A 15,955-nucleotide genomic window follows, 5' to 3' on the forward strand; every position below is an offset into this window, starting at 1 on the left:
CTGCCGTATATTATGGGTACCATTAATGACAGGTAATAAGGAACAAGTCACTATTAAAGATGGAATACTAGATTTAAGAGGGAATGCCATTTGGGAGGAATCGATTGTTTCGCTTGATGGGGACTGGTTGTTTCATCCAAATCAGTTGCTTACAAAAGTAGATGAGTCTAAGAATGAGCAACTTATTAAAGTACCAAGTAAATGGGGAGACTATCAAACAGAAAAAGAACCATCAATCTTCTATGGTACTTATCAATTAACTATTTTAGTAGATAAAGGAATTAATGAGCCGTTTATAATTGTTGTTCCGAGTGTGCGCAATGCATCAGAAGTATATATTAATGGAAATAAAATCTCACAATCAGGTACAGTAGCAGCGGAAGAAAAGTACTATACTCCAATGAATGTGCCAACATTAACAACATTTACAGCAACAGATAATGGTGTAATAGAAGTATTGATACAAGTCGCTAATTATCTAGATCCATATGATGCGGGAATCATTCGATCTGTTGAGTTTGGTACATCTTCAACTATTAGAGTAGAGACACTATTGTCTTATTCCATGCAATTAATTGTGATGATTGCGTTTCTTATTTATGCTATTTATTCATTTGCATTATTTCTCATTCATGAACATAATAAGAACTATTTATATACATTTTTTATACTCTTTTTTGCTATTGTGATTCAATCCTTAGGTAGTCATGAGAAAATCTTAACTTTTTGGTTACAGCTGAACTTTGAATGGAATATTCGATTGGCAAATATAGGAGCAATCGGTTTATCGATAGGTTTGTACTTAATAGCAAAAGTAGGCTATAAAATTAGTAATAAATTATGGAGTCACGGGTTTTATGCTGTTTGTATAAGTATGTTATTGTTAACCATATTCTTACCATTACAATGGTTACAGTATATTGCAGATGCTTGTAATTTTATCCTAATTTCTACATGTTTTTATGCTATTATACAGTTGATAAAGTCAATTCGTGAGGAATTCTTTGTCGCTGATATTTGGAAGATGTTAGCTGTTGTTGCGTTGTTTCATAATTTTATCTGGTGGGGAATTTGGATTGAACAAGGTATACGAGTGGCGTTTTATCCAATTGATCTGGTTGTAACCATTGCTTGTTTTACAATGATGTGGCTGCATAGATATGTAAATCTTTATAGAAAGTCGCTAGAACAAGCGGAAAGTTTAGCAAATGTTGCAAAAGAAAAAGATTCCTTTTTAGCGAATACATCACATGAATTGAGAAATCCACTTCATAGTATGCTTCAATTGACAGAGGTCGTGTTAGATAGAAATAAAAATCAATTAGATGAACGAGCAACAAAAGAACTTCGAACAGTGCTGCATGTTGGTAATCGGATGTCAATACTTTTAGATGATTTATTAGATTTAGCTAGATTAAAGTTAACGAAGCCGAAGATACAGTACCAATCTTTTTATTTACAAGCTATCGTGCCAGGTATAATGGATATGTTTGAGGTGATGATAGATAAAAAAAGGGTTCAACTGAAAAATGAGATTCCTGAGGATTTACCACCAGTATATGCTGATGAAAATAGAGTATTGCAAGTCATCTACAATATCTTTCATAATGCGGTAAAATTTACGGATTATGGATGGATTAAACTAAAAGCTACAATTGATGATAGGAAGATTGTTGTTACGATTATGGATACTGGTGTAGGAATGGATCAATCGACATTTTTTCGCGTATTTGAACCATATGAACAAGATGAGTCCATGTCTTATTTATCTGAAGGAGGAGTTGGATTAGGACTAAGTATCTCCAAGCAATTAATCGAATTACATGGAGAAAAACTATACGGAAGATCGAAAAAAGGATTAGGCACAGAGTTATCATTTACGTTGCAAATAAGTGATCACACACCAACAAAGGAAGTAAAAGTAATAGAAAAGCCACAGTTGAATGATAGAGATGTGATGGAAGAAGAAGCACATGCTTCTATTCTAATTGTAGATGATGATTTAGTGAATTTGTATGTCTTAGAATCTATTTTATCAAAAGAAAATTATCAAGTTACTGCAATTAGTGATAGTAATCGTGCATTAGAGCATCTATTTCAAAAGGAATGGGATCTAGTTATTCTAGATGTTATGATGCCAAATCTATCAGGTTATGAATTAACGAAAGAAATCCGAGAGCGTTATAGTAAAACAGAGTTACCTGTATTGTTATTAACTGCACTTAGTCATTCAAAAGATATGGAAGTGGGCTTTCATGCAGGCGCAAATGATTATGTTGTGAAACCTGTTGATAGTACGGAGTTACTTGCTCGTGTGTATAATCTTGTTCAAATGAAAAGATTAACAAAACAACAAGTTGAGATGGAGGCAATGTGGTTACATGCTCAAATACAACCACATTTTATCTTTAATACGCTAAATACTATCAATGCATTAAGTGTGTTTAAACCTGATAAGATGAGAGGGTTAATTGAGAGATTTAGTGAAATTTTGCGGAAAAAATTTGATTTTGCTTCCCATCATCAATTTATCCCCATTAAAGAAGAATTACAAATTGTAGAAGATTACTTGTATATTGAAAAAGTGAGGTATGGAGATTTACTCACAATAAAATGGAATGTACATGATACAAAGAACTACGTTATTCCAATATTGACAATACAACCAATTGTAGAGAATGCGATTAAACATGGAATTATGAGGCAACAAAAAGGTGGTAGCCTTGAAATCAAAACAGTGAAGCGGAACGGTATACTACAAATAATTGTGAAAGACAATGGTATCGGTATGAGTAAAGAAATACTAGCACAATTACAATCAGGTAAATGGACGAATGGCAGAGGGATTGGATTATGGAACACAAATAAAAGATGGAAACAACTATTTGGTAAAGAATTACGTATTAGGAGTTTAGAAGGTATAGGTACTGTAGTTGTTTATAGAATAGAAGAAGTGAATGATAGAAGAGGTGGATACGATGCGAGCAATATTGATCGATGATGAACCACTAGCTATAGACTATTTAGCACATCAGTTAACTAAAATCCACACGTATGATATTGTAGCTAAATTTTCTAATCCATTTGAAGCACAAGAAAAGGTTTCTGATTACCATGCTGATGTTCTATTTTTAGATATTGAGATGCCTGGAATAAACGGAATGGAGTTAGCGGAAATCTTATTAGATGAGAATCCGAAGCTTCATATCGTATTTGTTACTGCATACAATCAATATGCAGTAACGGCATTTGAATTAAATGCAATGGACTATTTACTAAAACCTGCGACTGCAGAGCGATTGAAGAAGACGACAAAACGATTAATGGAAAGAATTTCTTTAAATCAATTATCGGAAGAAGAAACTCCATCACAATATTTGTTTATTCAATTATTCCATACACCATTAGTTTTTGATGGCAACAAGACAATTGAATTGAAATGGCGTACATCTAAAGCAAAACAATTGTTCTTTTATTTATTACATCATCGAGATCGATTGGTAACAAAGGATGAATTAGTGGAACAATTATGGCCAGACTTTTCGTTGGAAAAGAGTTATACACAACTATATACGACGATTTATCATGTTCGTTCTACATTAAAGCAATATGTAAAGTATATTCAGATTAAGAATTCTAAAAATGGTTATTCCCTCGTTTTACGAGATGTGGAAATAGATGTAGACCTTTTTGAAAGATTTATTCGAGAAGACAAAGAAATAAATGAACAGACCATTCAAAAATATGAAGAAATAATGGCATATTGTAAGGGAGAGTATATGTTCAATCTTGATTACGCATGGGCGAATAATGAATACATAAGATTACAATACTTATGGGTCCAAACAAAGAAGAAAATGATTGGATGGTATACAAAAAATAAAGCTTATGAAAAAGCAACAGAACATGCATTAGAAATCTATAAACGATATCCATTAGAAGAAGAAGGCTATTTTGAACTCATGAAAATATTTGCTATTACTGGGAAGAGTACTTTAGTTCAAAAATGCTTTGAAGAATTAAAGGAAATGCTAGAAAAAGAGCTTGAACTACAGCCGAGTGTTGTTGTTATGGACTGGTATGAAGAGTGGCTAGAGAGTATAGAGGTTTAATAACTAAGTATTTGAAAAACGAACTCCTATTTTTGAATTGATTCCAATAGAATCAAAGTAGGCAATAATTTATTTTATCATACATATCAAACCGAGGTTTACCATCAATGGGACCTCGGTTTTTGTTGTCAAAAAGGAGTAGTTAAAAGTTAATTATTGGAAATCGTGACGTCTAGCTCCAAAGCTTAGAAACTACGCGACTTCACAAACCGTCCTACGATAAGTCATCATCGATTCGTCCCTCATCATTATTCCTTTTCCACGGTGAAGCGACCATAATACCCACAATATAATGAAAGTTTATACATATAGAATGCTAGTTGCGGGTAAACTGGCGCTAACACCCTGATAAGTTTCGCTACCAATCAGTCAGAGTTTATAACTCCAACTGATTGAAGTCTCACTTTATCTCAGTTAGTTTGCTCCAGTCACTACGTTTCTAAACGGACGCTTTCGCTTTTGTTCTCATCCAGCTTAAGCGTCCAGAAACTAGGTGACTTCACGAATCAACTGTCAATAAGTCATCATCGATTCGCAAGCTCATCGTGATTCCTTTTCCACGGTTAATAAGCGTCCGTAATACCCACAACATAATAAAGAGATTATATATTTAAAATGCTAGTTGTGGGTAAACGGTCGCTAACACCCTGATAAGTTTCGCTACCAATCAGTCAGAGTTTATAACTCCAACTGATTGAAGTCTCACTTTATCTCAGTTGGTTCGTTCCAGTCACTACGTTTCTAACCGGACGCTTTCGCTTTTGTTCCTACATTGTAATTTTAATACCAACTATTATAATCAGAATTATCAGAAAAAGTATTGACATTCCTTTTAAATTTTATTATTGTTAGTAACAACAAAATAATTCTTATCAAGAGCGGTGGAGGAATCTGGTCCTATGATCCCGCGGCAACCGGCTATTCGTTTAGCAATGGTGCCAATTCCAGCAGGGTAATTCCTGAAAGATAAGAAGAGCGATGAGTATGCAATCAAGCCTCTTTTTATCTTAGTTATAAAGATAAAAAGAGGCTTTTCGTTTTGTAGAAAAAGAGAAAAAGGAGAATGAAGGATGAGCAACAAAGAGATTCGAACAGTAAAAGCAAGTACAAAACAAGTATCACCACTTCGTTATGCCAATAAAGTAAGAGATTTTCACTTTGAGATTGATGAACCAGAAAAACTTGGTGGAACAAATACAGCACCAACACCGCTTGAATACATTCTCGGGTCATTTAATAGTTGTTTGCTAATAGTTGTAGAGATGGTAGCAAAGCAACATGGTTATCAATACGAGTATTTACAGTCAGATACTGTTGCGGAAATTGATCGTAGAGGCATTGCAGGTGTAGATGGTGTCATTCCGTATTATAAAAATGTCACAAGTGAGATTGAAGTTATTTCAAATGAATCGGATGAAGTAATTGAAAAATGGAAGGAAGAAGTATTGAAACGTTGTCCTGCATACAATCTGTTCTTAGATGCAGCAATCGATATTAACTTGAATTGGAGTGTGACGAAATGACATCATATGGGATATGGATGATTGCTATTGCATTAATTTATACGTCTTTATTAATTATCGTTGGTAAAATTGCACAGAAAAAAGCGGCATCAGGAGATAATTTCTTTGTTGGAGGAAGGAATTTCCGCTGGTGGACTGTCGCATTTTGTATTACTGGTTTATTCTCAGGATCTACTTATATTTCTATCGTAGAATTGTCTTATTTAACAGGTGTCTCTGCAATATGGTATGGCATTGCAGAAACAATTCAAATTCTTATTATTGCACTCTTAATGATTAAATCTTTCCGTAAGAAAATGCTCGTCACAGTATCTGGAATGATTGGAGATCGTTACGGTAGAGCAGCAAAAGGACTAGCTGGTGCAATTACTGCATTTGCATTCCCGATGTGGTCTGTTGCAACAGCGATTGCATTTGCTTCAGCATTGAATGTTTTTACAGGAATCTCTCTCACTTTCTCGATTGCGTTTACTGCATTATTATTATTTATCTATTTACAAGCAGGTGGGATGTGGTCTGTTGCATTCACGCAAACAATGAACTCGATTGTGTTTCTAATCATGTTAATTATTGGAGTTGTTGCTGTCTTTATTAATCCAGGTATTTCAGGGTTAGCGAACTTAGCGACAACTAGACCTGAGATGTTTGATTTTGGTGGTGTTGGACTGCAAGTAATTGTTGCATGGTTTGGAACATTCTTAGTAAATGTGATTTTAGCACAGGCTGCATTCCAAATGGCGTTATCTTGCCGTACACCAGAAGAAGGGCAAAAAGGGTTAATTGCTGCATCTGTAATGGGTGTCCCTTTTATTCTTTGTGGAATACTCTTTGGTCTTGCTGCTGCAATTGTTGTACCAAATAGTAGGTTAGGTTTAATTGCACTTCCAGAATATTTAAGTAGTGTGTTACCAGCCCCATTAGTCGGCTTATTCTTCCTAGGTATTTGGGCATGTGCATTAGGGTGGGGAGCACCATGTCAATTTTCTGGTGCGACTAGTTTAGGAAAAGATGTGGGTAGTTCCATAAATCCAAATGCGACAAATGAACAGTTGGTAAAATATACGAAAATCTCGTTATTAGTATTAACATTTTTAATGATTGGTTTTGGGTTATTGCGTACAGAGCAATCTGCATGGTGGAATGTACTTGCATGGACAACACGTAACTCTGCTACATTTGCACCAGTTGTCGCTGCATTATTCTGGCCGCTTGTGAACAGGTCTGCAGTTGTTAGTTCTTTATTTGCAGGCTTTGCGTCAGGTTTAACATGGTATCATTTAGGTGGATGGCATCCAAGTGAATTTTTCTTGAATGTTCACCCTGTATGGATAGGAATGTCTACAAATATTCTTGTACTTGTCATTGTTACACTAGTAATGCAAGCATCTAAATCTACATTTGTGTGGCGTACAAGTCCGAAGACACTAGCAACAGTAATTGGCGCAATTGTAGTTAGTGTGATTACATTAAGCCTATCATCGACATTATATGAGCTTGGATTACTAGGGTTGTTTGGTTTTGTATCGATTCTAAGTATTTTTATTCTATGTATTCAAGTCATCCAATTAGACGAACAAGAAGAGAATGTATTACATGTAGCTCAATAAAATACATGAACAGAAACAACCTGAATTATCCATTCAGGTTGTTTCACGTTGTATCAATGTAGTATCAATATATACTTTTTTTGGAATATCTCGATCATCTTTCAGCCGTTCAACTAAAAGATCTACAGCTGTTTTTCCCATCCATTCCTTTTCGATTCGAATCGTAGACAATGCGGGATAGACATATTTTGATACACTAATATCATTTATACCGATTATTCTACAATCATCTGGTATTTTAATTGATGCTTCATGTAATGCTTTTATCGCACCTATCGCAAGTGGATCATTTGCTGCGACAAAGCCGATATTTGTTACTTTATTTGACTTTAAAAATGTCTGCATTGCTTCATAACCATTGGTGATATGATAATTTGTTTCAATAAAAAGCTTTTCATTATAGCAATTCTTCTCTACCAACATTTTTCGCATTGCTTTTTCTCGTATATCCTCTTTGCCACCAATAAATCCAATCTGAGTGATTCCTTGTGTCATCAAGTGTTCGACAGCTTGACGAATGACAGAAGAGAAGTCTACTAAAACCGCATCACAACCAGCATTCTCAGTATCTGAATCTACTAATACGACATTGCATGATTTCTGCTTCATTAGTGTAATTTCTGTTGTCGTAAATCGTCCAACAGCAATCACGCCGTCAATTGTGTTAGGAATACTCTCTAATTCGTCTCGCGTGAATTTTTGTAATTGAATATGATGTTTCTCTGCTCTTTCTTCAATTCCATGTCGTATCGCCATATAGTAAAGGTCAGATAATTCTTCTGATTCTGTGACCCAATGAATAAATGCAACACGCCTGTATAATTTTTTTCTTGAAGTATTTTTGCTATAAGATAGTGATTCCGCGATTTCAAATATGCGCTTTTTTGTCTCTTCACTTACAGATAAGGTACTATCATAATTGAGCACTCGAGAAACCGTTGCAATCGATACATTCGCTTTTTGTGCAATATCTTTTATTGTAGTCATAAGAGTCCTCTTTTCACTTTTAGTAAAACTAGAGTAAAATTTAACTTGATTATTTTTACTAATTATTATATCCTTTGATTAATGATTCGTCTACCACAATTTCAAGGAGGTATGATTGTATTGAATTTATATAAAGAAAAACTAATTTATCAAGCACCAGAAAATGGGTATCCAGAATGGAATAATAATCCGGAAATATTCCAAATCAATAGAATGGAAGCGCATGCAAGTGTGGTTCCTTATGCTACAATTGACGATGCTTTGGCTGGTGATCAACAGCGATCTTCGAATTGGATGTCACTTAATGGGAAATGGCATTTTCGCTTTGCGGAAAATCCTGATGCAAAAATCAGTCGTTTTTATGAAGAAGATGTTTCTTCATGGGATAAGATTCAGGTGCCTGCACATTGGCAATTGGAAGGATACGATTATCCACAATATGTGAATACAAGGTATCCATGGATAGAGCATGATGATATCGAAGCACCATTCGCGCCAACGAATTATAATCCTGTTGGTCAATATGTTACAACTTTTACGTTACCAGATGATTGGGAAGAGAAGCCTGTGATTCTCCATTTTGCTGGCGTGGAATCTGCTTTTTATGTATGGATTAATGGTGAGCTTGTAGGATATAGTGAAGATACGTTTACACCTGCAGAGTTTAATATCACACCATATTTAAAAAGTGGTGAGAATAAGCTCGCAGTGGAAGTGTATAGATGGTGTGATGCGAGTTGGCTTGAAGACCAAGATTTTTGGCGTATGAGTGGGATTTTTCGTGATGTGTATGTATATGCATTGCCAGAAGTACATTTGTATGATTATTTAGTACGCACAACATTTGATGAAAAGTATCGTGATGCACAATTAGAAGTATCCGCAAAAATGATGAATTATTTTGAAAAAGAAACAAATGATACTATATTGCAATGGCAATTGCTTGATGGGACAAATCACAAGATAGCAGAGTCTGTCCATCAATTACCAATATCAGAGGTTCAAGAAGCAGAAGTGCGTTCGGTAATTGACGTGAAAAATCCAAAGCAATGGAGTGCAGAGAAGCCGTATTTGTATACACTACTATTTGTAATCAAAGATTTAAATGATCAGATTATAGAAACTTTTGCTACAAAAATAGGCTTTCGACAATTTGAAATGAAAAATAATCTAATGTATCTCAATGGAAAACGAATAGTACTAAAAGGTGTGAATCGTCATGAATTCGATGCAGACAGAGGAAGAGCTGTAACTGTTGATGATATGATTAAAGATATTACGATAATGAAGCAATACAATATCAATGCTGTCAGGACATCTCATTATCCTAATCATCCTAAGTGGTATGAACTTTGTGATCAATATGGATTGTATGTGATTGATGAGGTGAATTTGGAGACACATGGTACGTGGCGTTATGGTCAAGAAACACTAGAAGATACAGTACCAGGAAGTAGACCAGAATGGACAGAGAATGTGTTAGATCGTTGTCAATCCATGTATGAACGGGATAAGAATCATCCATCGATTATTATTTGGTCATTAGGCAATGAATCGTTTGGTGGGGATAATTTCTTAAAAATGTATGATTATTTTAAGAAAAATGACCCAACACGACTTGTTCATTATGAAGGCGTATTCCATTATCGCCCATCAGATGCTGCATCAGATATGGAAAGTACGATGTATCGTAGCCCACAAGAACTTGTGCAATATGCTAATCATCCTGGAGAGAAGAAGCCATATATTTTATGTGAATATTCCCACTCTATGGGGAATTCAACAGGTAATTTACACAAATATACACAACTCTTTGATCAATATGATGTCTTACAAGGTGGCTTTATATGGGATTTTAAGGATCAAGCATTACGTCATCAAACAAAAGATGGCACGAGTTATCTAGCATATGGCGGAGACTTTGGTGAATCTCCACATGATGGTAATTTTGCAGGTGATGGCGTTATTTATGCAGATGGTACAATTTCTGCAAAGTTACATGAAGTAAAGGCATGTTATCAAAATATAGATGTGGAGCCAATAGATATTCAAAAAGGGGAATATGTTATTCATAACAAGCATTTATTCACATCTTTATCTGACTATGAATTAGTATGGAAAATAGAAACAGAAGGTGAGTTGCAATTAACTGGTTCCTTAACTGTTGATATTAAACCATTAGAAAAGGCGCAAGTATCATTGCACTATCCTGAAAATATTTTCATAAAAGAAAAAGAACAAGTTGTGACAATCGCATTCTTATGTAAAGAAAATCCATTTTGGGCGGAAGAGAAACATGAGATTGCATTTACGCAATTTGTTGATCCAAAGCGTGTTGTCCATAATGAAAAGGTAGATGGACAACTACAACTTGAGGATAAAGAGTCTGAATATGTAATCAATGGTGAGCAGTTTTCTATGAAAGTAGAGAAAGGTACTGGTTTGTTATCATCTTATGTAGTGAAGGGAAAAGAATTCCTGCATTCCCCATTACGTTTGAACTTCTGGCGGGCGATGACTGACAATGACCGTGGTGCAAAGCTTGATGAACATAGTAAAGTATGGCGTGAAGCAAGTTATAGGTACAAGTTAGATGAGATAAAGGTTGTGGAGAAAGCAAATACTATCCATATTATGTCTTTATTTGAATTACCAACAAATCCTGTGACAACCACATCTGTAACGATGCTTGTAACTGCAGATGGCGCAATAAATGTAACACATGATTTACAGCCAGGCGAAGGACTACCTGATATTCCAGTAATCGGTGTGGAGTGGGAAATGGATGACAGTTATCGTGACCTTGTCTGGTATGGAAAAGGTCCACATGAAACGTATTGGGACCGACAAGTGAGTGGAAAAATTGCTATACATCAAGCAACCGTTGACGAACAGGTGGAACCTTACTTAAAACCACAAGAAACAGGCAATAAATGTGGTGTGAGATGGATGGAGGTAAAAGGAGAAGAAAACGGACTACTTATTGAAGGAAATCCAACGATTGAAGCGAAAGTATTACCATATACAAAAGCAGAGTTGGAAGAAGCAAGTCATCATTATCAATTACCTTCATCAGATAAAGTAGTAGTTTCGGTGAATGGTTGGCAAATGGGTGTTGGTGGTGATGATAGTTGGGGAGCGCAAACACATCCAGAATATCGTATTTTTGCTAATCGTAATTATTGTTATTCGTTTACGATTCGACTAATTAAATAAAAATTATTTTTTGTGTAATAACTGTAACCGTTAATGGTTGCAGTTTTTTTTATATTTTTATCTGTATAGAGCAAATCGGTCAAAATATATCCATATATGTAATGATTTTTACTCATAGACGTAAAAATATGTAATCTATAGATTGATACAATAGAGATAGTAGAAAAATATAGGAGGTGAACATTTGAGTATAAAAAAGAAAGCGCTTTAATAACTGCATAGACTTACTCTAAATAACAAAAAAATAGGAGTGTATCGAATGAAGAAAATTTGCCATATTCTTTTAGTTTTTCTTTTAATTCTAACTACAATGCCAATATCTAATGTAACAATCCAGGCAGAAGCAGCAACGGATGCTCCAACAGGTCTTACAGCAACAGCTGATGATGGTGAAGTGAAGCTCGAATGGAATCGAGCAATTGGTAATGGAAAAACAATGCTTTATATCGGTGATGATATTCCCTCAGATCACAAATCTATTGCTCATTTAGAGACATTAGGTTTTCAACAAATTGATTTAATGCGCGCGAAAGAAGTAACGACAGAAGACGCAGAAGGATATGATATCGTATTCGTTGGAGAAGGGGGTGGATCTGCAGATATTGGTCAGAAATTCATGAATGTGGATATCCCTGTTGTTTATGCAAAAGGTTGGGTTGTAGATGATGTGCATTTAAGTGAGAGTATATCAGGTTCATCTGGAGATATTGACGGACAAACAGAAATTACGATTCAAGAGAAATACCATCCTTTAGCAGCTGGACTAAGCGGCAATGTTGAAGTATACAATCAAGCAGGAAAAGTAAACTTCGGTACACCAGGAGAGGATGCAACAGTCATTGCAACAGTGAATGGTGATCCAAATAAAGCTACGATATTTGCCTATGATAAAGGGGATAAACGAGTAAATGGAGAGACTATCCCAGCAAAACGTGTTTTAACATTTTTGCATAGAGATAAAGAAGATCATATGACAGAACTTGGGTGGAAATTACTTGACGCTTCCATTGCATGGGCATTAGATGCAGAAGAAAAGAAAAAAATGTTGTATATCGGAAATGATATCTCAGCAGATGTAAAAACATATACGCATTTAGACGCATTAGGATATCTTCAAATCGACTTTGCACAAGCTAAAACTGTTACAACAGAAGATACAGAAGGCTATGATATTGTATTTGTAGCTGAATCAGGCGGATCAGGAGACATTGGTCAGAAATTCATGCATATTCCAATTCCAGTTGTCTATGCAAAAGGTTGGGTTGTAGATGATGTACATTTGAGTGAAAGTACGTCAGGTGCGTCTGGTGATATTGATGGCCAAACTGCTATTCAAATTCAAAATGCTTCACATCCATTAGCTGCAGGTTTGAGTGGAGAAGTGGAAGTATATACACAAGCAGGAAAAGTGAACTTTGGAACTCCTGGAGAAGAGGCAGATGTTATTGCAACAGTTGTAAATGATGATACCAAATCAACTATTTTCGCCTATGAAAAAGGTGCAAAACGCGTGAACGGAGAAGCTGTCCCTGAGAGACGTGTTTCTACATTTTTATTCAGAGATCAAGAAGACTTCATGACAAACGCAGGCTGGAAGTTATTCGATACATCCATCGGGTGGGCGTTAGATTTACAACCATCAGAGTTACCTGAAGAAAAGACATTTACAGTGAAACGAAGTCTAACTCCAGGTGGTCCATATGAAGTGATTGCTACAGGAGTTAAAGGTACTAGCTTTACAGATCAAAAGGTAACGAATGGTACAACGTATTATTACACGATTTCTTTAATGACAGGGACGAGTGAAAGCGATGCATCAGAAGAAGTTCATGCAACACCAGTAGAGAGCTTACCAGCACCGACAGGAGTAATTGGAATGCCAGGGAATGGAGAAGTCACAATTAGCTGGGACGCGGTCGAAGAGGCGACAGTCTATGATGTATGGAGAAGTGTGGTAGATGAACCAGATGCATATCAAATGATTGCGAATAACCTAACGGAAACTTCTTATACAGATCAAACAGTTATCAATGGAAATGACTATTATTATGTGATTACAGCAGGAAATGATGTCACAACAAGTAAGTATTCTACAGCAGTACAAGTAACACCAGTTGATACAAGTCCTATTATTGAATTAATAGATGCACCTGTTGCTACGAATAAAGCGGAGTATGTATTAAAAGGAATGGTAGACCAAGCAAGTACTGTAACAATAAATAGCCAAGTAATCACACTTGCAGATAATCACTCCTTTACACATACATTACAATTAATAAAAGGAAAAAATACGATTACGATTGAAGCAGTAAATGAAAATAATGAAGCAGCTGCACCAGTAATTCATACAGTCATCTATGAAACAGACGCACCTGTCCTTACATTAGATGAATTAGTAGGGGAAGAAAAAGGAGAGTATGTAGAGACAGTATACAATCCTTATCCTATTTCTGGTGTCTTGAATGAAAGTGGAAATGTTCTTATTAACGGAGAAGAAATAGAAGTAAATGATGATTATACTTTTTATACAGAAGTGAAATTGTCTCCAGCTATAGAAAATACGATTACGATAGAAGCAATAGATGATGCAGGAAATAAATCTGAACTTATTGAAATATCTATTTTCCCTGTTGCTAATGCAGTACCTCCAGGGCCAATTGAAATAGAAAGTGCGGAGGTAATAGAAGAGAGTAAAGTAAAAGTAACCTTTAATGGGAAAGTTGAACATTTTGATACATCAGACATCTCGTTAGAAGCAGCACTTGGTACATGGGATAGCTTTAATCCTAAGTTATCTCCATACTTTACAATAACGAATACAACGACAGGTACAACAGAAAGTGGGAAAACATATGTTATTTTTGAAACGGAAGAAAAAATTAATCTAGATGGTACATTTGAACGAGAAGTAACAGAAGATCCACATCATGTACCATATCTTAGAGCATCCTATTATAGTGATGATTTGGAAGCTTCTATTCAACAAGCAGATTATTTATTAACATGGCAAATAGAACATGGTGGTTGGGATAAAAATAAATCCGATACACTATTTAGACGAGCATGGGATGGTACAGAGCCACGTTCAGAATCCTACTCATTTATTCACGACATGGAGACAGGAACGATTGATAACAATGCTACAATTGATGAGATTTTGTTCTTGGCGTTAATGTATAAAGAAACTGGGTATGAACAATATAAAGAATCTGTATTAAAAGGAATTGAATTTTTACAAAACATGCAATATGACACAGGTGGATTTGCACAAGCCTATCCGCTTAATGGTAGTTATCAAGATAATGTAACATTCAATGATAATGCAATGACACGTGTTCTTGAGGCAATGACATTAATGGCAGAAAGGCAGTATCCCTTTAATACAGATCTTATTGATGATGAGCTAGCAAAAGAACTACAAAGTGCAGTTGATTTGGCGACAGATTATTTATTAAATTCACAAATTATTGTAGATGGGAAAAGAACGGCATGGGGGCAACAACATGATCCTTTCACATATGAGCCGACGACAGGAAGGCCATTTGAAGTACCATCTATTTCTGGGTTTGAATCTGTAGCAATTGTTAAATATTTGATGTCATTACCGGATCAAACAGCAGAGATAAAAGAAGCAATTGACGGTGCTATTCAGTGGTTTGAGGAAGTAGAAGTTCATGGTTATCGATTTGAACGTTTTGATGAGACGGAGCAATATTATTACGAAGATGAAAATAGTTCTTATTGGTATCGTTTATATGAGATAGGAACGAACTTACCAATCTTTACTCAAAGAGAAAATGAATTAGTGACACATGATATTATGGATTTAAAGAAAGAGAATCGCTCAAGTTACATGTGGGCAGGAGACTTTGCTCGTGATTTATTAGATGTTGCACACGCGTATGGATACTTTGAAAATCAAACATATATAAAAGTTATTGGTACAAATTCTACTAATATTAGTGGTGAGACATTCACATTAAATACGATAGAACGAGTGGGTCCAATGGTAGAGGAAGATGATGAAGAAACACCTACTATACCAGAAGAGGAACCAGAGGATGAAGAAACGCCAACAGAAGAAGAAGGTACAGAGACGGATAAAGAGAATGATAAGGAAGAAGATGGGAAGGATGAGTCAACGAAACAGGACGATGATGTGACTCAAGAAGAGACTTCTGATGAGACAGATAACGAATCCCAAAATGAGTCAGATAATGAGGAAATATTACCGAATACAGCAACAAATATGTTTAACTGGTTACTTGTTGGTGGTGCAATCTTAGTAATTGGAACGATATTATTCGTCATCCAACGTAGAAAATTAAAATCTTAAGTAATGAGAAGAGTACAGTACTACCCGTTAAAGGTAGTTGTACTCTTTTTTTTAGAATACTGTTATGTAAAATAATAAAAATATTACATAAATAGGTAGCATAAATATATTTAATTAGGTATAGTAATCATATATCGCATTCTCTATAATGAACGAAAGGTTCTTTATAGAGTT

General features: G+C 35.4%; 7 protein-coding genes and 1 riboswitch. Of the genes, 6 read left to right on the top strand and 1 reads right to left on the bottom strand.

Features of this window, described 5'->3' with window-relative positions:
- Positions 1-25 precede the first annotated feature (25 nt).
- The 4 genes from ACFOZ1_RS02570 (at position 26) to ACFOZ1_RS02585 (ending at position 7,242) form a co-directional block, all read left to right on the top strand.
- Positions 26-3,001 (top strand): ATP-binding protein, encoded by a 2,976-nt coding sequence (locus ACFOZ1_RS02570; protein WP_390195520.1) that lies wholly within the window; start codon positions 26-28, stop codon positions 2,999-3,001.
- Entirely contained in the window at positions 2,979-4,112 is a 1,134-nt protein-coding gene (locus ACFOZ1_RS02575; protein ID WP_390195522.1) for a response regulator, read from the top strand. The genes ACFOZ1_RS02570 and ACFOZ1_RS02575 overlap by 23 nt, the downstream gene beginning before the upstream one ends.
- 866 nt (positions 4,113-4,978) lie before the next feature.
- Positions 4,979-5,085, top strand: a riboswitch (SAM riboswitch).
- Positions 5,086-5,182: 97 nt separating this feature from the next.
- Positions 5,183-5,635, top strand: a complete 453-nt coding sequence (locus tag ACFOZ1_RS02580; protein WP_390195524.1) for an OsmC family protein — start codon at positions 5,183-5,185, stop codon at positions 5,633-5,635.
- Positions 5,632-7,242 carry a sodium:solute symporter family protein gene (locus ACFOZ1_RS02585; protein WP_390195526.1) on the top strand — a complete coding sequence of 537 codons (1,611 nt, stop codon included), beginning with the start codon at positions 5,632-5,634 and terminating at the stop codon, positions 7,240-7,242. The genes ACFOZ1_RS02580 and ACFOZ1_RS02585 overlap by 4 nt, the downstream gene beginning before the upstream one ends.
- Before the next feature lie 33 nt (positions 7,243-7,275).
- Here ACFOZ1_RS02585 and ACFOZ1_RS02590 read toward each other — a convergent pair whose 3' ends face one another.
- A complete protein-coding gene (locus tag ACFOZ1_RS02590; protein ID WP_390195529.1) occupies positions 7,276-8,229 on the bottom strand; it encodes a LacI family DNA-binding transcriptional regulator in 954 nt (317 codons plus the stop codon).
- 120 nt (positions 8,230-8,349) lie between these two features.
- On the opposite strand from ACFOZ1_RS02590, the gene lacZ reads away from it, so the two are divergent.
- Positions 8,350-11,445 (top strand): beta-galactosidase, LacZ type, encoded by a 3,096-nt coding sequence (gene lacZ / locus ACFOZ1_RS02595; RefSeq protein ID WP_390195531.1) that lies wholly within the window; start codon positions 8,350-8,352, stop codon positions 11,443-11,445.
- A gap of 259 nt (positions 11,446-11,704) precedes the next feature.
- Positions 11,705-15,781, top strand: coding sequence for a pectate lyase (gene pelA, locus ACFOZ1_RS02600; RefSeq protein ID WP_390195533.1), 4,077 nt, complete (start codon positions 11,705-11,707; stop codon positions 15,779-15,781).
- The last annotated feature ends 174 nt before the right edge of the window (positions 15,782-15,955 follow it).

This window comes from Gracilibacillus marinus (assembly GCF_042651725.1).
Classification (GTDB): Bacteria; Bacillota; Bacilli; order Bacillales; family Amphibacillaceae; genus Gracilibacillus; species Gracilibacillus marinus.

Excerpts from the sequence above, each read along its gene's own strand:
- ACFOZ1_RS02570 (WP_390195520.1), top strand. The coding sequence starts at position 26 with ATGACAGGTAATAAGGAACAAGTCACTATTAAAGATGGAATACTAGAT.
- ACFOZ1_RS02575 (WP_390195522.1), top strand. The coding sequence starts at position 2,979 with ATGCGAGCAATATTGATCGATGATGAACCACTAGCTATAGACTATTTA.
- ACFOZ1_RS02580 (WP_390195524.1), top strand. The coding sequence starts at position 5,183 with ATGAGCAACAAAGAGATTCGAACAGTAAAAGCAAGTACAAAACAAGTA.
- ACFOZ1_RS02585 (WP_390195526.1), top strand. The coding sequence starts at position 5,632 with ATGACATCATATGGGATATGGATGATTGCTATTGCATTAATTTATACG.
- ACFOZ1_RS02590 (WP_390195529.1), bottom strand. The coding sequence starts at position 8,229 with ATGACTACAATAAAAGATATTGCACAAAAAGCGAATGTATCGATTGCA.
- pelA (WP_390195533.1), top strand. The coding sequence starts at position 11,705 with ATGAAGAAAATTTGCCATATTCTTTTAGTTTTTCTTTTAATTCTAACT.